We start from the raw sequence: 22,143 nt of genomic DNA, 5'->3' as shown, positions 1-22,143 counted from the left end.
CATGAAATTTCGCCCGGACGGGCTTTGGCGTTCAATTACGCTGTTGCCCTGCCACTGTCAACACGCGGCGATACCGATTATCCGGCGCCACCGAGATCAAAATCAAAAAGGCTTTACGACCACCAGGATGATGATCAGCGCCGCAGCAATACCCGGCACTTCGTTGACCAGCCGCAGCCGTTTGTCGCTCCAGCTCCGCTCGCCCCGCGCCAGCTTCTTGCTATAGCCAACCATCCAGCCATGATAGCCGGTCAGCAACAGCACCGCGAGCAATTTGGCATGAAACCAGCCTTCGGCAAAGGCGCCGACATTATAGGCCAGCACCAGTCCAAGCACCCAGACGATGATCAGCGAGGGATTGAGAATGATCTTGCGCAGTTTCGCTTCGCGATCGATCCATTTGCCATCTTCTTCCGAACCGGCGGCGATTTCCTGATGATAGACAAAGAAGCGCGGCATCATGAATAGCCCCGCCATCCAGAAAATGACAAAGATAAGATGCGCGGATTTGAGCCAGAGATAGAGCATAGTGAGATACTGATCCATTACCGGACTAGTGTAAGAAGCTTTTCGACATGTTCAATGGGGGTTTCCTTGATGATCCCATGGCCGAGATTGAAGATGTGCGGCCGATCACGAAAGGTTTCCAATATATGCGCGGTTGATTTCTCGAGCGCTTCACCGCCAGCGAGCAACGCCAGCGGATCGAGATTGCCCTGCACCGGAATATCCGCGGGCAGGCTTTTATGCGCCAGCACCGGGTCGACCGTTTCATCGAGGCCAATGGCGTCGGCGCCGGTTTCCCGCGCATAAGCGGCGAGCTTGTCGCCTGCGCCTTTCGGGAAACCGATAATCGGCAGATCCGGATGAACCGCCTTTATCCGCGCTATGATTTCGGCATTGGGCGCGATCACCCATTTTTCGAACTGGGCCGGTGACAAGGACCCTGCCCAGCTGTCAAACAATTGCACGGCATCAACGCCCGCCGCGATTTGTCCAAGCAGATATTCGACCGTGGTTTCAACAATTCCGGCGATCAGGGCACCAAAAGCCGCTTCGTCCTGATAGGCAAATTGCCGGGTCACGGCCTGGTCCTTGCTGCCCTGCCCGTGCACCATATAGGTCGCGACCGTCCAGGGGCTACCGGCAAAGCCCATGAACGTGGTTTTGTCATCCAGCTGTGCGGCGACGGAGCGCACGGTGGCATAAATAGCCTCCAGATGCTCCGGAGCGGCTTCGAGAGACGTCAAAGCGGTCTCGACCATGCGCGGCAGCAGGCGGGGGCCTTCTCCGGCCTCAAACCATAATTTCTGGCCCATCGCATGCGGCACGATCAGGATATCCGAAAACAGGATGGCGCCATCAAAATCAAACCGTCTGATCGGTTGAATCGTCACTTCAGCGGCTGCTTCCGCGTCATAACAGAGCTCGAGAAATCCACCCTTTTGGGCACGCAATTCCCGGTATTCCGGCAAATAGCGCCCCGCCTGTCGCATCAACCAGATCGGCGTCTCGGCGCTTTTCTGGCCACGCAGCGTGTTGAGCAGAAGTTTTGGGGAAGCGGAGGCATTGGGCATGAACTGACCGGGGTCCTGTATACTAATAATTATTATATTATAGAATCTTGATTATGAAGATAGGCAGTGGAAAAGGACGGTAACGCGGCTTTGCCGTGTTTACAAACAGATTGACAACAAGGCGTTAACGAAAAATTTACGATTCCCGAAATTCATCCCCGCTATCCACAGAGTGTGGATGGAAAAACCAAAGCTTGATGGCTTGTGGATCAATTTGCGAATGTCGGGGAAGAAATTGCCGATGATGGTTATCCCTGGATTCATCCCTTGCTTTATCCCCAATGAAATCACAGGGTTCCGGCCATGAATCGGCTACACCTCCATTTGCTTTCGGACTCCACCGGCGAGACGCTCGAGAATATCGCAAAAGCCGCGCTGGCGCAATTTGATGGTGTCGAGATCATCAAGCATTTCTGGCCGATGGTGCGGTCTGAAACCCATCTCAACCGGATATTGGTCGAAGTCGCGGATAATCCTGGCCTGGTTATTTTTACGCTGGTCAACCGGGAATTGCGCGCCCGGCTTGAGCGGGAATGCCGGCACCTCGGTCTGCCGGTTGTGGCGGCGCTGGATACGGTCACCGATGCGCTGTCCAATATGCTGGGCCAAGAAGCGAAAGCCCGGCCGGGGCGGCAGCATATTCTTGACGCGGCCTATTTTGCCCGGGTCGAAGCGATCCAGTTCACGATCGCCCATGATGATGGCATTGGGGCCGACAATTGGGAGCAGGCGGATATTATTCTGGCTGGCGTCTCGCGGACGTCGAAAACCCCAACATCAATCTATCTCGCCAATCGCGGCTACAAGACCGCCAATATTCCGATTGTGCCGGAATCCCCGCCGCCGGACTCGCTCTTTCATCTCAAGAATCCGCTGGTTGTCGGCCTGGTAACCGGAGCCAGCCGCCTCATCCAGGTGCGGCGCAATCGCCTGTTGTCGCTCAACCAGACCCCGGAGACCGACTATGTCGATGAAGACAAGGTCAAGGCGGAAACCCAATATGCGCGCCGGATGTTTGCTGATAATGGCTGGCCGACAATTGACGTGACTCGGCGTTCCATTGAGGAATCGGCGGCGGCGATTATCAATTTTTACAACGAGCGCCATACGGCCCAAGCCGACAAGGACAATGCCGGGACCCATGACTGATCCGCATCCCGAACCGATGCTGATATTGGCATCGCGCAGCAAGGCGCGGCGTGCGATGCTGGAGGCAGCGGGCGTTACTTGCGATGCGCTGGCACCAAATGTCGATGAGGACGCCCTCAAGGCCGGATTGCAGGCTGATGGTGTGACCGCGCGCAATCTGGCTGATGCGCTGGCCGAAGCCAAAGCCGTGCGGCTGTCCCGGCGCCTGGGTCCGGCCCTGGTTCTTGGCGGGGATCAGGTGCTTGCTCTGGAAGATGGAACAATGCTGGACAAGCCCAAGGACCGTGATGATGCCAAAGCCCATTTGCGTCTGATGGCGGGCAAAAAGCACAAGCTTTTCAGCGCCGCTGTCATTGCCGATCAGGGCTCACCGGTCTGGCGCCACATCGATATTGCAACCCTGAAGATGCGGACGTTAAGCGATGAATTTGTCGACCATTATGTCGAGCAGGAATGGGACAATATCCGCCATTGCGTAGGATGCTACGAGATTGAAGGCCGGGGCGCACAGCTGTTTTCAGCGGTTCAGGGGAGTCAGTTCACGATCATGGGATTACCACTTTTGCACATCCTCGACTATTTGCGCGTGCGCGGGATCATGGCGTCATGACGGACCAACCTTATGCAGAAGTAATCGGTGATCCGATTGCGCAAAGCAAATCGCCGCTGATTCACAAATTTTGGCTCGAAAAACTGGGTATCGAAGCGGATTATCGCGCCTGTCATGTGACCCCGGACGGGCTTGCGGACTATATTGCACAGCGACGGTCCGACCCCGACTGGCGGGGCTGTAATGTGACGCTTCCCCACAAGCTGGCGGTGATGGACCATGTCGCGGATCCGGGCAACGTGCGCCAGTCGATCGGCGCGATGAATACGATTGCGCGTTCGGAAGCCGCTGATGGCCAGCTCGGCGATTTATTCGGTACCAATACCGATAGCGGCGGCTTTTACGCGCCATTGGCGGATGTCCCGCTGGCCGGTGAGGAGATTGTCGTGATCGGGGCCGGCGGCGCTGCCCGGGCAGTCCTGTTTGCGCTCTCGCGGATGGATGTCGGGCCGGTGACGATCCTCAACCGCAACGTGCTCAAGGCCTCCGCCCTGCTTGCCCAATTTGGCCTGAAGGGTCAGGCCCTGCCGCACGGGTCGCGCTTGCCGCCAGCGCGCCTGCTGGTCAATGCCAGCGCGCTCGGCATGGCGGGCCAGGAAGAGCTGGTCATTGATCTCGCTGATCTGCCGGACGATGCAATTGTCTATGATCTGGTCTATGCCCCGTTGCAGACCCGATTGCTGAAACAGGCCAAACAGCGGGAGCTCGATTCTATCGACGGATTGACGATGCTGATTGGCCAGGCAGCGCTGGCCTTCGAGATTTTCTTCGGAGCGGCTCCCCCTACGGAGGATGACGCTGAATTGCGGGATCTTTTGCTGCGATGACATCTTCTGCTTCCTCTCGACCGATGATCATCGGTCTGACCGGCTCGATCGGCATGGGCAAATCGACGGTTGCTGCAATGTTTGCCGATGCCGGTGTTCCCGTCTTTGACGCCGATGCGGCGGTCCATGTTCTGCAAGGGCCTGGCGGAGCGCTGGTTGCGGAAATTGAACGCCTGTTTCCGGGGACAACCAGTGCGGCCGGGGTTGATCGCAGCAAGCTGGGCGCGGTCGTGCTGGGTGACAAGGCGGCGCTGCAGAAGCTCGAAGCGCTAATCCATCCTGCTGTCGGGCGCTTGCGGCAGGACTTTCTCGCGCAGCATGCGGAGGCGCCTCTCTTGCTGTTCGATATCCCGCTGTTGTTCGAGAAAAGCGGTGCCGAGGGCGTCGATCATGTGGTTGTGGTTTCGGCCACGGCCGCAGATCAAGAGGCGCGGGTGCTGGCCCGGCCCGGAATGACGCGGGAGAAATTCGAGCATATCAAACAGCTGCAAATGCCAGACGCTGAAAAGCGAAAGCGCGCGGACACTGTTATCGATAGCTCGACACCGCTCGAAGAAACCCGGCAGCAGGTGAAAAATACTGTCAAAAAGTTGAAAGCTTCCCTTGCTTAACGGCGAGATGAGTCCGATATTGGATTCATGCGGGAAATAATTTTTGATACCGAAACCACCGGCTTTGATCCGCAAAGCGGCGACCGGATGGTGGAAATCGGCTGTATTGAAATGATTGACCGGGTCGAAACCGGAGAGAGCTTTCACTGCTACTATAATCCGCAGCGCCCGATGCCCAAAGCGGCCGAGGATGTTCACGGATTGTCCGATGTTTTTCTGTCCGACAAGATCCTGTTCAGCGATGGGGTCGATGACCTGCTCGCCTTTCTTGGCGATGCGAATCTGGTGGCCCACAACGCCCAGTTTGACTTTAATTTTCTCAACGCCGAACTCGCCCGGTGCGAACGGGCGGAGATATCCCGTTTTCGCATGGTTGACACGCTGGCCATTGCAAAAACGAAGCACCCGGGCGCGAAACTGTCACTGGATGCCTTGTGTAGCCGTTATGGCATTGATCGCAGCCATCGGGTCAAACATGGCGCTTTGCTGGATGCCGAACTGCTGACTCAGTTATATATCGAACTCACGGGTGGCCGCCAGATTGGACTGGGTCTGCGCGAGGATACCGAAAAAACAAATGCGGAAGAGATGGTGCCAGATCGGCAGGCATCGGCTGGACGGCGCACGTTCATGGCGCCGCGCGCGCATCAACCGACGGCGGAAGAACTGGCGAAACATGCAGCCTTCATGGAAGGCATAGCGGACCCGCTCTGGGGTCAGACATAGGCGGGACGAGCGCGTCGCGCCTGTCCCCGAATATTGCGTAACCTTGATTGGAGAAAAAATATGGAAAATCGTGTTTCAGGACATCAGGTGGATACCGGTGAATCATTGCGCAACCATGTCGATGACCGAATGAAAGCGATTGCCGACAAATATTTTCCCAAAGCGATTTCCTCTCATGCGACCTTCAGCAAGGCACCGCACAACCAGTTTCAAAGCGATATTGTCGCCCATATTATGCAGGGTTTGATGCTGAAGGCCGAAGCGCGGGCGGCCGATGCGCATCAGGCCTTTGAACAGGCCGCTGAAAAGATTGAAAAACAATTGCGGCGTTACATGCGCCGGCTGAATGACCATCATGTCCAGGCGCAATATGCCGCGAAGCAGGAAGAAGCCGCCTATCGTGTGGTTGATGCTGGCGACGAGGAAATCGAAGTCGAGAATAGTGCCGATGCCCCGGCAATTATCGCGGAAACCAGTACCGATATTCCCGAAGCCACGGTGTCTGATGCGGTCATGATGCTCGATTTGCGCAACACCAGCGCGCTATTGTTTAAAAATGCTGGAACTGGGTCGCATAATATGGTTTATCGCCGCCCAGACGGGACAATTGGTTGGGTCGAACCGAACAATTAGTCCATTCATCGCCGAATTCCCCCGTTTAGTGTCATTATTGGCGGAATTTAATTTGTGATTCATCGCATCTGGCTAGCACGATTCGTCGTCGCGGCGAGCATGCGGAGCTTGGGATCGGGCCAAATAAGGGTTCTCGAGAATGAAAATGGATTATTTGTCAGTCAGGATAGACCCCGCTGCGGTTATGACCGATTCAGCGATGGTCTCCAAAGCCGACATATTTGCAACGATCGCCCAGAAAGCAGCCGATTGCTATGGTCTCGACCATGCTGCGGTCGAGCAGGCCCTGCATGCGCGCGAGGCACTGGGTTCCACCGGCTTTGGCGCCGCAGTGGCGATTCCGCACGCGCGCATCAAGGGGCTTGATCAGTGTGTTGGCCTGTTCATGCGGCTCACGGAGCCAATCGCCTTTGATGCGCATGACGGCCAGGCGGTCGATATTATTTTCGGTTTGCTTTCGCCCGATCAGGCCAGCGCCAGCCACCTCAAGGCGCTGGCGGAAGTCTCCCGCTTTCTGCGGGATGACAGCGTGCTCGCAAAATTGCGGGGCGCGGCCGGTGAAGATGCATTATATGTACTGCTGACCGGGCAGCAGGGACAGCAAGCGGCCTGACGGATGACAGAGGGGCGCGATTTGCAACAGGATAGTGACGGATCCCAGGAACATTTTCGCGCCTTGGAGCGCCTCTACAGACAGGCGCCGATCAATCAGCTGTTCGAATCGGATCTCGCAATCACCGAACGCGGCTTTGCGCGGATCACCTTCATGGTCGATGAGCGCTATTATCACGCCGCTGGCGCCGTTCACGGCACCAGCTATTTCAAGATGCTCGACGATGCCGCTTTCTACGCATCCAACAGTCTGGTATCTGACCGCTTTCTGCTGACCACCGCCTTTAACATGCTGTTCACGCGCCCGATAAAAACCGGTTCGGTGACCGCCGAAGGGCGTTGGGTGAGCGGAAAAAGGCGTGTTTTTGTGGCGGATTCCCGTTTAATCGATGCCGATGGCGAAGAGGTGGCGCGCGGCACCGGAACCTTCATGCGTTCGCATATCCCGCTCGCCTCTCTTCCTGGCTATGCCCAGGGCGGATTGACCGAAAGCCCATGATCGCCCCGCGGCTGTCAGCGGAAGTGACGGTGCAGGCCCTGTTGCGCAAAACCAGTCAGGAAGGTGGCTTTGGCATGGTGCTGCGCAAAGGCGATCGAATTTCGGGAGCGATCCTGATTCTGTGCCTCGAAAAGGGTAAAGATCCGCGGCTTCTAGAGAAAATGCCAACCCTGGAAGGCGACTCGTTCTGGACCAGGATATGGCCGCAAAGCACTGATAACAAAGACAATTTGGAAGATTATATTGCGCGTCGGACAGCGGTTGACCCGGACTTGTGGTTAATTGAACTGGACATCCCGGATGCGGAACGGCTCACCGCTGATATGACCGGAAAAACTTGACTATGTTGCAATGCAATATATGTGGCAGTCAACTTTTGACGCGCAGGTTGCCCCGGGGATAGTCACCGACCGATATTTTTGGTGATTGGGGAAAACACGCAGACGGAGGGAACAGGGATAGACCATTTGTTGGTTTTTCGGTCTATTCACGCCGGTGCAAGCCGGTACTGAACCCGCCGCATAAATAAACAGGTATATGAGCAAAATTTTCAAGACTGCGAGCGCTGTGTCGCTTGCACTTTCCACGGTTGCGGCCCTTTCGGTCACCGATGTGTCTTTCGCTTTGGAAGCCACCGATGAAACACCGGAAACCGATATCGTGATTGATCCCGCCCTGTTGGAGCAACCGGGTGCGGAAGATCGGGCTATGACCGTAACCTTTGGTGAAAGTCAGGAAGTTACGGCAGAAATTCCAGCAGATGTGATCGAAGCCGACCGGCTGGCCAATGAAGAACAGACGGCCGGTACAGAATTTTCAAACAGTGGCGCTGGATCCTTGCGCGAACTGGTTAACCAGCAATCCTGGCAAGGCGAGTTGAGCGCAGAAATGCAATGTCTGGCCGGCACGGTTTATTTTGAATCCAAAGGCGAATCGCTGGCGGGACAACTGGCCGTCGCGCGGGTCGTGATGGCGCGGGTAGAATCACCACGTTTTCCCAACAGCATTTGCGGTGTGGTTTACCAGCGCAAGCAATTTTCCTTCATCCGCAACGGACGGATGCCGCGGATCAACACCGGTCACCGGCACTGGCGCAACGCGGTATCGATTGCAAAGATTGCGATGAACGATGGCTGGAAAAGCCGGGTTGAAGGCGCGTTGTTTTTTCACGCGCGCTATGTTTCTCCCGGCTGGCGGTTGAAGCGGATGGCGACGATCGACAATCATATTTTCTACCGTTGATCAGCTGATAACATAAATTAGCTTTGAAAAATAAGGGCTTCCGGATGGAGGCCTTTATTTTGTTCTTTTTATGTTCTATTGCATTCCGATGACAGAACAGATTGATTCGGTACGGGAAACCCGGTTTCCACCGCCAACAGCCAATGCGGCTCCGTCGGATTTGTCGACCGAGCAACCGCTGCCGGAAGGCGCTGCTGCAGTGGCGCGCGGTGTCGCAAGACTATTCTCGCGCCATGATATTGTTCTGCTGTCGGAAGTCAGCCTGCCGAACAAACGCCGGGCGGACCTGATGGGTGTGGATGCGAAGGGACAGATCATCATTGTCGAAATCAAGGTGTCCCGGGCCGATCTGCTCGGTGATGACAAATGGCATGAATATCTTGATTATTGCGATCGTTTTTACTGGGCTTTGCCGTCAGAATTTGATCTTTCTCCGCTTGATCGCCCCGATTTTCTTCCCGATCGCGCCGGCTTGATCGTTGCCGACAGCTATGATGGCGAAATGGTGCGTCCGGCGTCGACTCATGCCTTGTCACCAGCCCGGCGCAAGGCCGAAACCATGCGTCTCGCCCGGCGCGCAATGCAACGGCTGTCGGTCATTCACGGCTGGATTGATCCTGCGACCCAAGGCCAATATTAGCGCTGGATTGCGGGTGTTCGACTAGCCTTCCGGCCCAAAGAAGCGGCCGGATGTTTTCGGTTTCTCGCGGGCATCCGCTTTTTCAATTTCTGCCAGAATCGGTGCCGCGCGGCGATCGCGTTTGGCATAGTCACGCGCCGACAAGCCCGCCAGCGTATCGGGAATGTCAGGATCGGCGCCCATGGTCAGCAACAGCCGGGTCATTTCTGAATCGCGCAGCTGAACCGCGCGGATCAGCGGGGTTTCGCCCTGGTTGTTGGTCATATCGACCTTGGCTTTCTTGGTCAGCAAGACCCGGGCGCCGTCGACAAAGCGCAATTGTACCGCCCGCATCAACGGCGTGGTGCCTTCCTTGTCCCGGACATTGGGATTGGCGCCTTTTTGCAGAAGAAAAGCGGTCCAGGTCGCATCCCGGCGCGCAACCACGATATGCAGCGCGGTTTCGCCGGTCGTGAAATCCTTCGTGTTGACGATCACCGTACCGGGCTGATTGAGAAATTTGGTCGCTTCGGTACCATCGCGATCGCGCACGGCCTTGAGGAAATTATAGCTGGCCGAGAATTGCGCGCTGGCGGTGTTTGGCAATGCCAATGCGAGCGCGACCAGCAAGGCCGCGACGACCTGCCAAACCGGGCGACGCATCGCCGGCGCTTTGTGTTGACCTGAAGTAGAAAAATATGTGCCCCGAAGCATAATGCAGCTGCCCTGTTTCAATCCGATCCTCATGTAAGCCCAAAAGACCATAGACGTCATCAATTATCTGTTGAATTCTGTCATCTAGCAGACCATGTCTGGCCGGATGATGAACAAATGTCTTTCGCTGCTCACTTCCGGACTATTACTCCTGCTTGTCGCTGCCTGCAACCCGGCAGCAACCGGCGACGCTGGCACTGAGCCGCCGCTGGCTGGCGCGAAAATCGGGGGTGGATTCACGCTGACCAATCAGGATGGTACGAAGACCTCGGACAGCGAATTTGCCGGGCAGTATCGGATCATCTATTTTGGCTATAGCTATTGCCCGGATGTCTGTCCGGTCGATCTCGCCAATCTGATGAACGGCCTGTTCCTTGCGGAGAAAGCCGATCCTGCCATTGCGCAGAAAATTCAACCGATTTTCATTTCCATCGATCCGGAACGTGACCGTCCGGAACAGCTCAAGCAATATGTCGCCAATTTTCATCCGCGGCTGATCGGTTTGACCGGCAGCGTTGACGAGATTGCCGAAGTGGCCAAAAAATATCTGATCATCTACGGCAAGCGAGAAGCCGAAGGCTTTAGTGAATATCTGGTTGATCACAGCCGTCAGGCCTATCTGTTCGGTCCCGAGGGTGAGCCTATAGCCTTGTTGCCCTTTGACGGTACGCCACAAGAAGTGGCCGACGAAATTCAACGGTGGACATCATAACGGCCCCGCCCCCTTTCTGGGAACAGCCGCTCGAAACACTGGATCGGGCGCAATGGGAGGCCTTGTGTGACGGATGCGGCAAATGCTGCCTGCTCAAGGCGGAGGATGAGGATGACGGGCAGGTCTATATGACCAATATTGCCTGCAAACTGCTCGATACCGACAATGCGCGGTGCAGTGACTATCGCCGCCGGCGCTATTATGTGCCCGACTGTGTGCGGTTGACCCGGGACAAGCTTGACCAGTTTACCTGGTTGCCGGACAGCTGCGCCTATCGGATGCGCGCCAATGGCGAGCCCCTGCCCGCCTGGCACTATCTGATCTCGGGGGACCGGGATTCGATCCACGCGGCCGGGCAATCGATTCGCGGCAAGGTGATTACGGAGGTGGAAGCTGGCCCGATTGAGCAGCATATTCTCGACCGGCCGCTCTGATCGTCCGCGCGCAGCCGATCGGCGCGCCGGATCCGATTCCACAACGGATCTGGAGATTATCATCGACGGGATGGCCTATCCGGTTCTGATCCGGCGCCTTGCGAGGTCCCGGTCGATTGCGGTCTCGGCCGATATTGTCAAAGGCGCGGTGCGCTTGACCATGCCAAGCTATGCCAGCACCGGTCAGGCCCTGCGCTTTGCCGAATCCAAAGCCGACTGGCTGGCAGAGCAATTTGCCAATTCCCCGCCACCAGTGGCTCTGGTTGACGGCGCAGCCATTGCTCTGGCGGGCGAAACCGTTACGATTTGCTGGTCGCCTGCTTATCCACGCACGCCCGAACGGGTGGGATCGGAGCTGCGTCTGGGCGGACCCGAGCACCGGATCGCCGATCGCGTGATGGCCTGGCTCAAAGCCCGGGCCCGGGCCGCATTTGCCGAAGATCTCGATCATTATTGCGCCCAAGCAGATGTCGCGGTTCCAACGCTATCGGTTGGCGATGCCCGTCGCCGCTGGGGCAGCTGTTCATCCCGGACATCCGGAAAGGCGGGTTCGCGCCGCGCGATCCGGCTGAATTGGCGGCTGATCATGGCCCCGTCTGCGGTGCGCCGTTCGGTGGTGGCCCATGAAGTGGCCCATCTTACCCATATGAATCACAGCCCGGCCTTTTATGGCGAGCTGGACCGGATATTCGAAGGGGATCGCAAGGCGGCTGACCGCTGGTTGAAAGACCATGGCATGGCATTGCACCTGATCGGCGCGAAAGCGGCATAGCCCGTTTCGGTGTTGCTACTCGTCGTCGGATTTGGGGAGCAAAGATACCGGGGCATTGGGTTGATCGGGCGTGTCGGGCTGATTTGACGGCGCCGGTCGTTGGTCTGCCTGGGCCGGTGGCCTTTCGTCGCGGCCAAGCACCGAATCAATCCAGTCCTGATCTAGTTCCGGCGGGCCATCAGGCGCTTGTCCGCCTTCCAGATCATATTCCAGTCCCTGCCCGGTTTCGATCGGCATGCCGTTTTCATCGACATAAATACCGTCTTCCGGCGCGCCGTACAGGTCCTCCTCGTCCGGTTCGAGCTGCCAGTCTGGCAGCACCAGTTCGGTATCAAATTGTTCGACTTTCCGTTTCGCAACCGCGACTTTCATGAACGCGGCAAAGGCGGAAGCCGGCGCGCGACCGCCCTGCAAGCCACGCACCGGTTTCGCATCATCCCTGCCCATCCACACACCCGTGGTCAGGCCGCTGGAAAAGCCCAGAAACCAGCCATCCTTGTTGCTGCTGGTGGTGCCGGTCTTGCCCGCAACCGGTCGTCCGATCCGGGCCGCACGACCGGTGCCGGTGTTCACCGCGGTCTGCAGCAGATCGGTAATGCCAGCCGCGACCCAGGGATCGACGAGCACCCGGCTGCCGTCAAATTTGTTCTGATAGAGCGTGTCGCCCTTCATCGTCGTCACCTTGGTGATCGCATAGGGTGTAATCGCAATGCCCTTGGCGTTGACCGATGCGAATGCCCGGGTCATGTCGAGCAGCCGGGTGTCAGAGGTACCGAGCACCATCGAGGGATTGGTATCGATCGGTGTGTTGATGCCAAAGCGCCGCGCCATATTGGCAACCGACGAGGTTCCGATATCATTGCCAATTGCGGCGGCGACGGTGTTTTTCGAATAGGCGAAGGCGGTGCGCAGCGATATATCACCCGCATAGCGATTGCCGCTGTTGCGCGGGGTCCAGTTGCCAATCTGAATCGGGGCATCAGTAACGATATCATTGGGTGAATAGCCGGCTTCGAGCGCCGCCATATAGACAAAAATCTTCCACGCTGATCCCGGTTGCCGAACCGCTTGGGTGGCGCGATTATAGTTGGACGTCACATAGTCGGTGCCGCCCACCATCGCGCGAACCGCACCGTCGCGGTCGATCGCGACAAGCGCGCCCTGTGCGCCGGCGGGTGCACCGGTTTGGATGGCATTGGTCGCGGCGCGCTGCATCCCGAGATCAAGCGTCGTCCAGACCTCGATCGGTTCGACCGTCTCGTCGATCAGCAAATCGAGCTGCGGCAAGGCCCAGTCGGTAAAATAGCGGACGCTGTTCTGGCGGGGCTCCGGCGCCATCTTGACCGCATCAGGATTGGTGCTCGCGGCCTGCTCTGCGGTGATCGCGCCGGCATCCTGCATCACTTCCAGAACCACCGCCGCGCGGTCGATCGCGGCTTGCGCATCGGCGGTAGGCGAATAGCGCGAAGGCGCTTTGACCAAACCGGCTATGATCGCGGCTTCAGCCAGATCCAGCTCGCGCGCGCTGTGCGCAAAAAACCGGCGGGAGGCGGCATCTATGCCATAGGCGCCGCCGCCATAATAGACCTTGTTGAGATAGAGTTCGAGTATCTGTTCCTTCGAGAACTTGCGTTCCATCGCCAGCGCCAGCAGCATTTCGCGGCCCTTGCGCCCGAAGGTGCGATTGTTGTTGAGAAAGATATTGCGCGCCAGTTGCTGGGTGATGGTCGAACCGCCCTGGGCCCAGCGCCCCCGTTCGAAGCGAACTTTCACCGATCGTGCAATGCCGATCGGATCAACGCCGAAATGGCTGTGATAACGGCGATCCTCGACCGCGATCATCGAATCCTTCATGACCTGCGGAATGACGTCATAGTCGAGCCATTCGCCATAGCTCGGACCCATGGAGAAGAGTTCCCGGCCGCTGACGTCAAGCACCCGGATCATCTGGCCATTGGGCGAGGATTTGAGATCTTCAAAGCCGGGAAGAGAAGAGCGCACGACGAGCACCGCCACGATCAGGGCAATAGCCGCCAGCAGGCCGGCAAACAGGCCGGCCTTGACCAGTCGCATCATCCATGTGCGCACCGGTCCCGATTTTGTGCTGCGTTTTTTGCCCCGCGCCATATTATTCCATTCACTCTACGCTGATAGTGGTAATTTGTAGCGTGTTACCGCCTTACTGCAGGCTGAACGGTGTTGGATAGCGAAATCGCTCAATTGTCGCTGGGTTCGAAATCCAGCGCCGCACTGTTCATGCAATAGCGCAACCCGTTGGCGGCTGGTCCGTCGGGAAAAACATGCCCGAGATGACCATCGCAGCTGCTGCAACGCACCTCGATCCGGCGCATGCCGTGGCTCAGGTCTTCGATTTCGGTCACCGCTTCGGCAGCCGCCGGTTCGGTAAAGCTCGGCCAGCCGCAGCCGCTGTCAAATTTTGTGGCGGTTTCAAACAATTTTGTGCCGCAGCCAGCGCAGAAAAACTCGCCGTCGCGTTTTTCTGCGTTGAGCGCGCCGGTAAAGGCCCGTTCGGTTCCCGCTTCGCGAAGCACGTGATATTGTTCGGGGGTCAGTTTTTCGCGCCATTCGTCGGCGGTAAGGGATATTTTTTCCATACCCGTAAAATGGGAGGGAAAGCCCACAAGGTCAAGCCACTCGCTGCAATCAACCTGTTGTTAACCCTATTTTCAACAGTTTCCGGCAAAATCTGTGACTGTGGGAAAATATTGGAATTTCTGGCCGCTGCTGTGGGCTTTTGGCGCAACGATGATCCTTTCATCGCCCGGCGCTCAAGCCCAATGCCGCCTGTGCGGTGGCGCATCGTCGGCTCCTGCGCAGGGCCGTGCGGCCACCGATAAAACCATTCCCCTGCAGATTGAAATCACCGCCAATCTTGATTTTTCGCGGCTCGCTCTGCTGAACCCTTCGGGCGGAGAGATTGAACTGGATCCGCTGACCGGACAGCGCCGGATCAGTGGCGGTCTGTCTGATCTGGGCGGTCTTTCGCTGCAGGGTGAAGGCCGTCTGACCGGGGAACCCGGCCGCTATGTGCGGGTGCAACTGCCGGACCGTATCATTCTGAGCGCGCCCAATGGATCGACCGCAGAGCTGGTCAAGCTCGACACCGATTTGCCAGCCCAGGCACAACTTGGGCATGACGGCCGCCTGACATTCTCGTTTGGCGGGCGGTTAAAGGTCACCGGCAACGCGAGCGGCCAGTTTCGAGGCCGGATCGCGATTACTGCCGATTACGAAGAATATTAGCGCAAACGTGCTGCCTTGCGGGCGATCGTCAGCAATTCATGTTCGACCAGCACCGCTTCCGGCTGACCGCTGCTCTTGAGCGCGATTTCCAGCGCCAGCAGCCGCTCGATCAACCGCTCAATATGGCGGGATGGCCAGATGTTCAGTTGGCGTGCGAGATTGTCGCGATCCTTCCAGAAAACGCTGGGATGATTGACCAGCTTGCTGACTGCCGCGCCCTGATCAGCCTTGGCCCGCATCTCGGCCAGCTTGTTGAGGTGCCGCAGCATGAGCCGGATCAGGCCGATTTCGCTGAAACCGATGGTGCTGATGGCCGCCATTTCGCTCGCCAGTTTCTGCGTATCGCCGTTAATGGCCGCGTGAATCAGCAAGCCGAGATCTTCTTCTTCATTCTCGGCGCCGAGCAGGGCCAGCAAGTTGAGCCCGGCTTCCTGCTGGGCTTCCGGGGAGGCGTCCAGATAGAGCGCAAGCTTCTCGATCTCGAGTTTTGCGAGAACCAGATCATTGCTGGTCAAGGCCGCAATCGCCGAGGAGACGTCGCGGGTCATCCGCAGACCCTCCTCGCGCGCCATGCTCATGATTTCAGCAATCGCATCGCCTTGTGAAGTTTCATAGCAGGTGGCGATCAAGGCATCGGGGGCGGCGGCGATTTTCTTGGCGAGTGCGGTTTTGTCGGCCATGCCGGCAGCGACGATGAACACCGGATCGCCGCGGGTCTCGCTGGCCAGCAGATTTTCAATCGCTGCCGTGGCGCGGACCGCCTCGCCGCTGTTCAGGCGCAGCATGATGAAGCGCTTGTCGCCGAATAAAGAGGCCGAAGTGGCTTCGTCCTGCAGGCGCGCCGGACTGTCCGACAGGTCGGCAAGGGCCATTTCGACGCGTTCGGCCGATTGTGCCAACGGCGCAGCGAGATCATTGGCCAGAGCCTGACATCGCGTCGCATTGGGGCCGCATAACAGCGCCAGCCGAAAGGCATCGGGATCGGCATGAAAGCGGCGGACAATCTCCTTGTCTTTGACTTTCATGACGTCATGGCTTGGGGATTGCGCGCGCTCACCGTCCGGCTGCGGCCTGCTCCTGCGCAAACAGCGACAGGCGCTTGACGATCTGATCGGCGACCCGGGTCGAGAGATTTTCCAGCGCGGTATCTTCGGCCGCGACGGTCGCATATTCCGAGGACACGACATCAATACCGGCATCAGAGCCGGCGGTCGCATCCAGCACCACCTTGCTGTCGGACAAGCGCACCAGCTGATAGCGCGCCCGCAGGGTCCGGCGTTCGCGGGTGACCCGGTCATTGCTGCGCACACCCAGCCCGGCAATCTTGTCATCGAGCGCGATCATCAGGCGATATTTCGCGTCCGTGCCTTCCAGCGCGCCGAGCTGATCGCGCAACGCATTGCGCATCAACCAGCCGGCCTTGCCGGCAATCGGTTCGATTTCAACCGCCCCGAGATTTTGCGCAACCACACCGTTGGTGCCGCCGGAATAAAGCGGCTGCAGACCGCAGGCGGATAGCAGAAGACCGCTGCAGGCGACCGGAACCAGCAACCGAAGACGGCCGAAAAGACGGTTCATATTACGATATTGACCAGCCGGTCCGGCACGACGATCACCTTTCTTATTGCTGCTCCGTCAATGCTACGCTGCACTTTCTCCGAGCCGAGAGCAAGGGCTTCGAGTACATCCTTGTCGCTGCCTTTGGCGGCGGTCAGCGTGTCACGCAGCTTGCCGCGAACCTGGACCGCGATGGTGACTTCATCTTCCACCAGCAGGCTTTCGTCCACGTCCGGCCACGGCGCATGGGCGATCAGGTCGGTTTCCCCGAACAGCGCCCAGGCCTCTTCGGCAATATGCGGCACCATCGGCGCGACGATCCGCGCAAGCGACCGGATGGCTGCGAAGCGATCTGCCGAAGGCTCCGCTTTTTCGATCATGTTGACCAGTTCAAAGATTTTCGCGACCGCCTTGTTGAAGGACAGCGCTTCGATATCGTCGGCAACACCGGCGATGGTCTGGTGCAATTTGCGTTGCAGCGGTTTGTTTTCGGAGCCGGATTTCGCCGGCGCTTCAACCGCAGTGATGAACAGGCGCCAGAGCCGCTGGACAAACCGCCAGCTGCCTTCGATACCGGCTTCGGACCATGGCAGATCGCGTTCTGGCGGGCTGTCGGAGAGCATGAAAAAGCGCACCGCGTCAGCGCCATATTGGTCGATGATCGGATCGGGATCGACGACATTTTTCTTCGATTTCGACATTTTCTCGATGCGGCCGATTGCGATGGGTGCGCCACCGGATTTCTTGAAAACCCCGCCTTCGCGATGATCTATTTCGTCGGGACTGTAATAGACGATCTTGTCGGTCTGGGTCTCCTCCGACCAGATTTTCTCGAAATAGGTCTCGTGGGTTACCATGCCCTGGGTGAACAGGCTGCCAAAGGGTTCGGTGAAATCCAGCTTGCCAATCGACGCCAGCGCGCGCGTCCAGAAACGGGCGTAGAGCAAGTGGAGGATCGCATGTTCGATACCGCCAATATATTGCGCGACCGGCATCCACTTTTTGACATCCTTGGCATCAAACGGGCGATCATCGGGTTGGCTGGCAAAGCGCAGGAAATACCAGCTGCTGTCGACAAACGTATCCAGCGTGTCGGTTTCCCGCACCGCCGCCTTGCCACATTGCGGGCAATCAACATGCTTCCAGCTGTCATGGCGCTCGAGCGGATTGCCCGGAATATCGAAGCTGACATCGTCCGGCAGAACGACGGGCAACTGGTCTTTCGGCACCGGCACTGCCCCGCAGTCGGTGCAATGGATGATCGGAATCGGCGTGCCCCAGTAGCGCTGGCGGGAAACCCCCCAGTCGCGCAGCCGCCAGGTCGTCTGGGCCCGGCCCCAGCCCTCTTTTTCAGCCTGATCTATCACCGCCTTCTGGCCGGCTTCGATGGTCATGCCGTCAAGGTCGCGGCTGTTCACCAGCTTGCCGGGTCCGGTATAGGCTTCGTCGTCAATTGACGCCTCTTCTTCGCCTTCGGCAGCGACCACGCGCGTGACCGGAAGGGCGTATTTGCGGGCGAAATCGAGATCGCGCTGGTCGTGACCGGGGACGCCGAACACGGCACCGGTACCATAGTCCATCAGCACGAAATTGGCGACAAAGACCGGCAATTCCCAACTGGGGTCGAGCGGGTGGACCGCTTTCAGGCCGGTATCAAAGCCCTTTTTCTCCATCGTCTCGAGTTCGGCTGCGGTGGTACCGCTCTTGCGACATTCGTCACAGAAAGCCGCCAGCGCAGCATTGTCTTCGGCCAGCTGCCGGGTCAGCGGGTGATCCGCGGACAGGGCAACAAAGCTCGAACCGAAAATCGTGTCCGGCCGGGTGGAAAATACTTCAACAGTCTTGATCGTGCCCTGGGCTTCGCTGAGCGCAAAATGGAATTGCAGTCCCTGCGATTTGCCGATCCAGTTGGCCTGCATCGTGCGGACCTTTTCCGGCCAGCCGGTCAGGCCATCGAGTTCGTCGAGCAGCGGATCGGCAAAGTCGGTAATTTTCAGGAACCACTGGCTGAGGTTGCGCTTTTCAACCGCTGCGCCCGATCGCCAGCCCTTGCCGTCAATGACCTGCTCGTTCGCCAGCACGGTCATGTCGACCGGATCCCAGTTCACCGCCGATTCCTTGCGGTAGACCAGATCGCCGGCGAACAGGTCGAGGAACAGCGCCTGTTCCTGGCCATAATAATCCGGCTCGCAGGTTGCGATTTCGCGGCTCCAGTCGAGCGCGAAGCCGAGCCTTTTTATCTGGTCCCGCATGCCGGCAATATTGGCCCGGGTCCACTCGCCGGGATGGACCTTCTTTTCCATCGCGGCATTTTCAGCCGGCATGCCAAAGGCGTCCCAGCCCATCGGGTGCAGCACTTCAAAGCCCTGCATGCGCCGGAACCGCGCGAGCACGTCGCCCATTGTATAGTTGCGGACGTGGCCCATATGGATCCGCCCCGAGGGATAGGGAAACATTTCGAGCACGTAGCTGCGCGGCTTGGTGCTGTCATTGTCCGCTTCGAAAACCTGTTCGTCGGCCCAACGGGTCTGCCAGCGTTTGTCCGCCGCTAGAGGGTTAAAACGCTGTTCGGTCATGGAAATCCTGTGGTTATCGGCGGATTGTGGCCGTAGAAACAGCCCATCCGGAGTGGATCAGTTGGACATCGATCCGCGGCGCAAATCCCGCGCCTTGGTGAGGATGATTTGCTCCAGCTTCTGGGTGGTTGCGGCCTTGACTGGTGCATCGACCCAGGTGTTTCCGCTGCGGACCTGGCGCGACGCAGCGACGCGCAAGGCGTCCGCCCGCAAATCCTGATCGAGGATCGACACGTTCAGCTTCATCCGTTCGGAGGGATTTTGTGGATTCACATACCAGTCGGTCAGGATCACGCCGCCATTGCTGTCGGTCTGGGTCAGCGGCATGAACGAAAGACTGTCGAGCGTGGCCCGCCACAAATAGCTGTTCACACCGATCGTGGTAATCTGCGATGCGGCGAGATCGGCCTGCGGCCGCTCTTTTCCGGCACAAGCGGACAGCAAGGCAACAGCCGCGAGACTGATTATCATCGGGCGCACAGGCGCTGCGGTCAGAAAATGGCGGGACATGGTTCACTCCTCATGGACAGGTCGGCCAACGGGCCTTCGTGCCGGATCTTGTACGGTTCTGGCTTCTCTATAATTGCTTTGCCGCGCGGGGCAAGCCAAAGCACATAAAAACGCCCTAACCCGCCCATGCTGATCGCGGCGTGAACGGCGGTTGAATGATCGGCGCCGGATTTATCGCAAGGGCCCTGTGACCTGAATCATCTCCTGTTCAGAATATCTCCGCTAGGGCGCAGACGATGCGAAAAACCGTAACCGATCTGCAACAGAAAGCGGCCCGTTCGGGAAAATTGAAAGAAAAATGGACGAAATCAGCAAGTTGACTCGTCTGACCGGAAAAAATTTGATATGCAGGGAAACAGTTAAGGGGACTATGACACCGTCATGAAGAAAAATGGCAATCTTTTGGGTTGGTTAGCCGCGGGACTCGCGGCTTCTGGTCTTGCCATGACTCCGGCGTTGGCGCGTGTTCTCTCGGGTGAAAGCGGAGCGTCATCGCTCTCGAAGCTCGATACGATAGGATCTTTTACAACTGCCGGTGCTGATCCGGAGCTGGCGGCGAGTTTCAAGCTCAACGCCCTGCGTGGAAACACCAAGTTCAAATTCACGCCAGCGGGCTCCGATAGCGAAGGCGATCGCGCCGTTACGGTTGTGGTCCGGCAAGGCGGCTCGCAAAAAGCGCTGACGATCCGTGAAAATGTGATCGCAGCCGCGCCCGGTGCCGGTGTCCTGACGCCAACCAAGATCACCCCGATTTCCTACAGCCTTGGTGCTGCCAAGGGATTGAAGAGTTTTGCCATCCCCGTGAAGAAGCTGGGTGACAATCTGCCAGACCTGTCCGAGATCGGTTCCGGCATTGCAGAATCGGACGACAAGAAAACCGGCAAGAAAAGCCGTTTCAATCCACGGATGTCGCTGGACGCCAAATCGCCAATTGGCGCGGCACCGCGTGCTTTGCGGGCGAGTGAACAGGATTATTCTATTGATGTCGGCGGCAGCTATTCGCTGACCCGCAACCTCGATGTGACAGCCGGTGTTCGTTACAAGAACGAGCGGGACCGGATGGCCCCGCTAACCGATTCGCGGCAGGACAGCCAGGCGGTCTATGTCGGAACCCAGTTCCGCTTCTGATCTTCAGATACTTATTCGATGATGCTGCCGGTCGCGCTTTGTGACCGCCGCTGACGCGTGCGCGTTCAGGCGGTGGCGCCAAAGGCGTCGATTGCGGCCCAGCCCGCGACACCCGGAGACCATTTCCGTTCAAATCGGGACGCATCCATGCCGCCGAGCAGGATGACCGGTCCATGGCACATCGCCGTCAGGCGCCGCAGCTGGGTTTGCGACAGCGGCTTCTTGCCGGGGTGCGACCGGGTTGCGCAAACCGGCGAGAGAAAAAACAGATCAGCGCCATTGCTCCGCGCTTGCTGAATCTCCGCACTGTCATGAACCGGCGCGCTGTGGATCAGGCCTGCGGTCCGGTGGCGTTTCCACTGCCGGCCATGGACACCATCTGCGCCCCATTGCCGGGCGAGCGCCGGTGGCCCGGCCAGCAACACCATCAAACCCCGCTGCCGCGCGCATTGTTGAACCGCTTTGAAGCGGCGCGCCCGCACTTGCTGATCGAGATGATGGTGCCGGAAGATAATGCCCGACAGGCGCGGCAAATTGGCGATCCGCGTCTCCAGCCCGGCATCGTTCCGCTTGTCGGTCATCAACCAGATTTTCGGAACAGGCGATAAAAAGCGGGACTGGCGCATAGCCATTCCCTGCCATATAGGCGGCGCACTGCCAATCGAGAAAAAGACCCCATCACGATGACCGACGCCGAAACCCCGCTTGCAGAGATCACCGCCAGGATTGCCAAAGCCGCAGAAAAGGCGCGCCGCAAAGCCGATGCGGTGGAATTGATCGCGATTTCCAAGACCCGTTCAGCGGCAGAAATCCGACCGTTGCTCGATCAGGGTCACCGGTTGTTCGGCGAAAACCGGGTCCAGGAAGCGGAATCCAAATGGCCCGAGTTGCGGGCCGACTATTCCGATGCGAAGGTTCATCTGGTGGGCCAGCTGCAATCGAACAAGGCCGAAGACGCGGTCGCCCTGTTTGATGCGATCCATTCGCTCGACCGGCCCTCCCTGCTCAAGGCGCTGGCCAAGGCGATGGACAAGTTGAACCGAAGAATACCGGTCTTTGTTCAGGTGAATATCGGAGAGGAGCCGCAGAAAGGCGGCTGTGCGATTGGCGATCTGCCGGACTTTCTCGCCAAAACGCGGGCCACTGATATCCCGGTGGTTGGCCTGATGGCAGTCCCGCCCAGCGAAGTCCGCGCGGCGCCCTATTTTGCCTTGCTGGCGAAACTCGCAAAAGACAATGGCCTCGAGAAACTCAGCATGGGCATGTCGGGAGACTTTGAAAGCGCGGTAATGATCGGCGCGACCCATGTCCGCGTTGGGACGGCGCTGTTCGGAGCCCGTGCCTGACCCGCCTTTGCGTTCGCAAATCGCG

The 22,143-nt window shown here is 58.2% G+C and carries 27 protein-coding genes; 17 read left to right on the top strand and 10 right to left on the bottom strand.

What is annotated here, in order from left to right; all coding sequences use genetic code 11:
* Window positions 1–102 precede the first annotated feature (102 nt).
* Entirely contained in the window at window positions 103–546 is a 444-nt protein-coding gene (locus ACZ1GS_RS17150) for a CopD family protein (protein WP_472696373.1), read from the bottom strand.
* Window positions 546–1,577 (bottom strand): uroporphyrinogen decarboxylase, encoded by a 1,032-nt coding sequence (gene hemE / locus ACZ1GS_RS17145; RefSeq protein WP_472696372.1) that lies wholly within the window; start codon window positions 1,575–1,577, stop codon window positions 546–548. Before hemE ends, ACZ1GS_RS17150 begins: the two co-directional genes overlap by 1 nt.
* A gap of 303 nt (window positions 1,578–1,880) precedes the next feature.
* On the opposite strand from hemE, the gene ACZ1GS_RS17140 reads away from it, so the two are divergent.
* The 11 genes from ACZ1GS_RS17140 to ACZ1GS_RS17090 all read left to right on the top strand — a co-directional run bounded on the left by ACZ1GS_RS17140 (window position 1,881) and on the right by ACZ1GS_RS17090 (window position 9,126).
* On the top strand, window positions 1,881–2,726 hold the full coding sequence (locus ACZ1GS_RS17140; RefSeq protein ID WP_472696371.1) for a pyruvate, water dikinase regulatory protein: 846 nt from the start codon (window positions 1,881–1,883) through the stop codon (window positions 2,724–2,726).
* Between the two features lie 16 nt (window positions 2,727–2,742).
* Complete coding sequence (locus ACZ1GS_RS17135) at window positions 2,743–3,336, top strand: Maf family protein (protein WP_472698166.1); 594 nt, start codon at window positions 2,743–2,745, stop codon at window positions 3,334–3,336.
* Window positions 3,333–4,163, top strand: a complete 831-nt coding sequence (locus ACZ1GS_RS17130; protein ID WP_472696370.1) for a shikimate dehydrogenase family protein — start codon at window positions 3,333–3,335, stop codon at window positions 4,161–4,163. The genes ACZ1GS_RS17135 and ACZ1GS_RS17130 overlap by 4 nt, the downstream gene beginning before the upstream one ends.
* Window positions 4,160–4,774, top strand: coding sequence for a dephospho-CoA kinase (coaE, locus tag ACZ1GS_RS17125; protein ID WP_472696369.1), 615 nt, complete (start codon window positions 4,160–4,162; stop codon window positions 4,772–4,774). Before ACZ1GS_RS17130 ends, coaE begins: the two co-directional genes overlap by 4 nt.
* 27 nt (window positions 4,775–4,801) lie before the next feature.
* A complete protein-coding gene (gene dnaQ, locus ACZ1GS_RS17120; RefSeq protein WP_472696368.1) occupies window positions 4,802–5,500 on the top strand; it encodes a DNA polymerase III subunit epsilon in 699 nt (232 codons plus the stop codon).
* Window positions 5,501–5,560: 60 nt separating this feature from the next.
* Window positions 5,561–6,133, top strand: coding sequence for a ribosome hibernation-promoting factor, HPF/YfiA family (gene hpf / locus ACZ1GS_RS17115; RefSeq protein ID WP_472696367.1), 573 nt, complete (start codon window positions 5,561–5,563; stop codon window positions 6,131–6,133).
* 139 nt (window positions 6,134–6,272) lie between these two features.
* The gene (locus ACZ1GS_RS17110; protein ID WP_472696366.1) at window positions 6,273–6,746 is read left to right on the top strand and encodes a PTS sugar transporter subunit IIA; all 474 of its coding nucleotides are present in this window, start codon (window positions 6,273–6,275) and stop codon (window positions 6,744–6,746) included.
* Window positions 6,747–6,767: 21 nt separating this feature from the next.
* Window positions 6,768–7,244 (top strand): PaaI family thioesterase, encoded by a 477-nt coding sequence (locus tag ACZ1GS_RS17105; RefSeq protein ID WP_472696365.1) that lies wholly within the window; start codon window positions 6,768–6,770, stop codon window positions 7,242–7,244.
* Window positions 7,245–7,285: 41 nt separating this feature from the next.
* Entirely contained in the window at window positions 7,286–7,585 is a 300-nt protein-coding gene (locus ACZ1GS_RS17100; RefSeq protein WP_472696364.1) for a DUF1491 family protein, read from the top strand.
* A gap of 196 nt (window positions 7,586–7,781) precedes the next feature.
* A complete protein-coding gene (locus ACZ1GS_RS17095) occupies window positions 7,782–8,486 on the top strand; it encodes a cell wall hydrolase (RefSeq protein ID WP_472696363.1) in 705 nt (234 codons plus the stop codon).
* A gap of 88 nt (window positions 8,487–8,574) precedes the next feature.
* Entirely contained in the window at window positions 8,575–9,126 is a 552-nt protein-coding gene (locus ACZ1GS_RS17090; RefSeq protein ID WP_472696362.1) for an MmcB family DNA repair protein, read from the top strand.
* A 21-nt stretch (window positions 9,127–9,147) separates the two neighbouring features.
* Here the strand turns inward: ACZ1GS_RS17090 and ACZ1GS_RS17085 are convergent, their stop codons facing one another.
* Window positions 9,148–9,768 carry an ankyrin repeat domain-containing protein gene (locus ACZ1GS_RS17085; protein ID WP_472696361.1) on the bottom strand — a complete coding sequence of 207 codons (621 nt, stop codon included), beginning with the start codon at window positions 9,766–9,768 and terminating at the stop codon, window positions 9,148–9,150.
* 145 nt (window positions 9,769–9,913) lie between these two features.
* Between ACZ1GS_RS17085 and ACZ1GS_RS17080 the strand changes: the two genes are divergently transcribed.
* Genes ACZ1GS_RS17080 through ACZ1GS_RS17070 form a run of 3 tightly spaced genes read left to right on the top strand, consistent with a single transcriptional unit; the run spans window position 9,914 to window position 11,737 of the window.
* Entirely contained in the window at window positions 9,914–10,531 is a 618-nt protein-coding gene (locus tag ACZ1GS_RS17080; protein ID WP_472696360.1) for an SCO family protein, read from the top strand.
* Complete coding sequence (locus ACZ1GS_RS17075) at window positions 10,528–10,965, top strand: YcgN family cysteine cluster protein (RefSeq protein ID WP_472698165.1); 438 nt, start codon at window positions 10,528–10,530, stop codon at window positions 10,963–10,965. Before ACZ1GS_RS17080 ends, ACZ1GS_RS17075 begins: the two co-directional genes overlap by 4 nt.
* Window positions 10,934–11,737, top strand: a complete 804-nt coding sequence (locus ACZ1GS_RS17070) for a M48 family metallopeptidase (RefSeq protein ID WP_472696359.1) — start codon at window positions 10,934–10,936, stop codon at window positions 11,735–11,737. Before ACZ1GS_RS17075 ends, ACZ1GS_RS17070 begins: the two co-directional genes overlap by 32 nt.
* A 15-nt stretch (window positions 11,738–11,752) precedes the next feature.
* Here ACZ1GS_RS17070 and ACZ1GS_RS17065 read toward each other — a convergent pair whose 3' ends face one another.
* On the bottom strand, window positions 11,753–13,864 hold the full coding sequence (locus tag ACZ1GS_RS17065) for a transglycosylase domain-containing protein (protein ID WP_472696358.1): 2,112 nt from the start codon (window positions 13,862–13,864) through the stop codon (window positions 11,753–11,755).
* Between the two features lie 89 nt (window positions 13,865–13,953).
* On the bottom strand, window positions 13,954–14,352 hold the full coding sequence (gene msrB, locus ACZ1GS_RS17060; RefSeq protein ID WP_472696357.1) for a peptide-methionine (R)-S-oxide reductase MsrB: 399 nt from the start codon (window positions 14,350–14,352) through the stop codon (window positions 13,954–13,956).
* A 94-nt stretch (window positions 14,353–14,446) separates the two neighbouring features.
* On the opposite strand from msrB, the gene ACZ1GS_RS17055 reads away from it, so the two are divergent.
* On the top strand, window positions 14,447–15,001 hold the full coding sequence (locus ACZ1GS_RS17055) for a DUF4402 domain-containing protein (RefSeq protein ID WP_472696356.1): 555 nt from the start codon (window positions 14,447–14,449) through the stop codon (window positions 14,999–15,001).
* Here ACZ1GS_RS17055 and holA read toward each other — a convergent pair.
* Genes holA through ACZ1GS_RS17035 form a run of 4 tightly spaced genes read right to left on the bottom strand, consistent with a single transcriptional unit; the run spans window position 14,998 to window position 19,644 of the window.
* Complete coding sequence (holA, locus tag ACZ1GS_RS17050) at window positions 14,998–16,026, bottom strand: DNA polymerase III subunit delta (protein ID WP_472696355.1); 1,029 nt, start codon at window positions 16,024–16,026, stop codon at window positions 14,998–15,000. The two genes, ACZ1GS_RS17055 and holA, sit on opposite strands and share 4 nt — an antisense overlap.
* A 28-nt stretch (window positions 16,027–16,054) precedes the next feature.
* On the bottom strand, window positions 16,055–16,579 hold the full coding sequence (gene lptE / locus ACZ1GS_RS17045) for an LPS assembly lipoprotein LptE (protein WP_472696354.1): 525 nt from the start codon (window positions 16,577–16,579) through the stop codon (window positions 16,055–16,057).
* On the bottom strand, window positions 16,576–19,134 hold the full coding sequence (gene leuS / locus ACZ1GS_RS17040) for a leucine--tRNA ligase (RefSeq protein WP_472696353.1): 2,559 nt from the start codon (window positions 19,132–19,134) through the stop codon (window positions 16,576–16,578). The genes lptE and leuS overlap by 4 nt, the downstream gene beginning before the upstream one ends.
* 57 nt (window positions 19,135–19,191) lie before the next feature.
* Entirely contained in the window at window positions 19,192–19,644 is a 453-nt protein-coding gene (locus ACZ1GS_RS17035; protein WP_472696352.1) for a DUF3576 domain-containing protein, read from the bottom strand.
* A 381-nt stretch (window positions 19,645–20,025) separates the two neighbouring features.
* On the opposite strand from ACZ1GS_RS17035, the gene ACZ1GS_RS17030 reads away from it, so the two are divergent.
* The gene (locus ACZ1GS_RS17030; protein ID WP_472696351.1) at window positions 20,026–20,772 is read left to right on the top strand and encodes a hypothetical protein; all 747 of its coding nucleotides are present in this window, start codon (window positions 20,026–20,028) and stop codon (window positions 20,770–20,772) included.
* 65 nt (window positions 20,773–20,837) lie between these two features.
* On the opposite strand, the gene ACZ1GS_RS17025 is transcribed toward ACZ1GS_RS17030, so the two are convergent.
* Entirely contained in the window at window positions 20,838–21,398 is a 561-nt protein-coding gene (locus ACZ1GS_RS17025; protein ID WP_472696350.1) for a thiamine phosphate synthase, read from the bottom strand.
* A 57-nt stretch (window positions 21,399–21,455) separates the two neighbouring features.
* Between ACZ1GS_RS17025 and ACZ1GS_RS17020 the strand changes: the two genes are divergently transcribed.
* A complete protein-coding gene (locus ACZ1GS_RS17020) occupies window positions 21,456–22,118 on the top strand; it encodes a YggS family pyridoxal phosphate-dependent enzyme (RefSeq protein WP_472696349.1) in 663 nt (220 codons plus the stop codon).
* Window positions 22,119–22,143: the final 25 nt, after the last annotated feature.

This window comes from Parasphingorhabdus sp. W113 (genome assembly GCF_055693205.1).
This window is presented reverse-complemented; position numbering and strand designations above follow the sequence as displayed.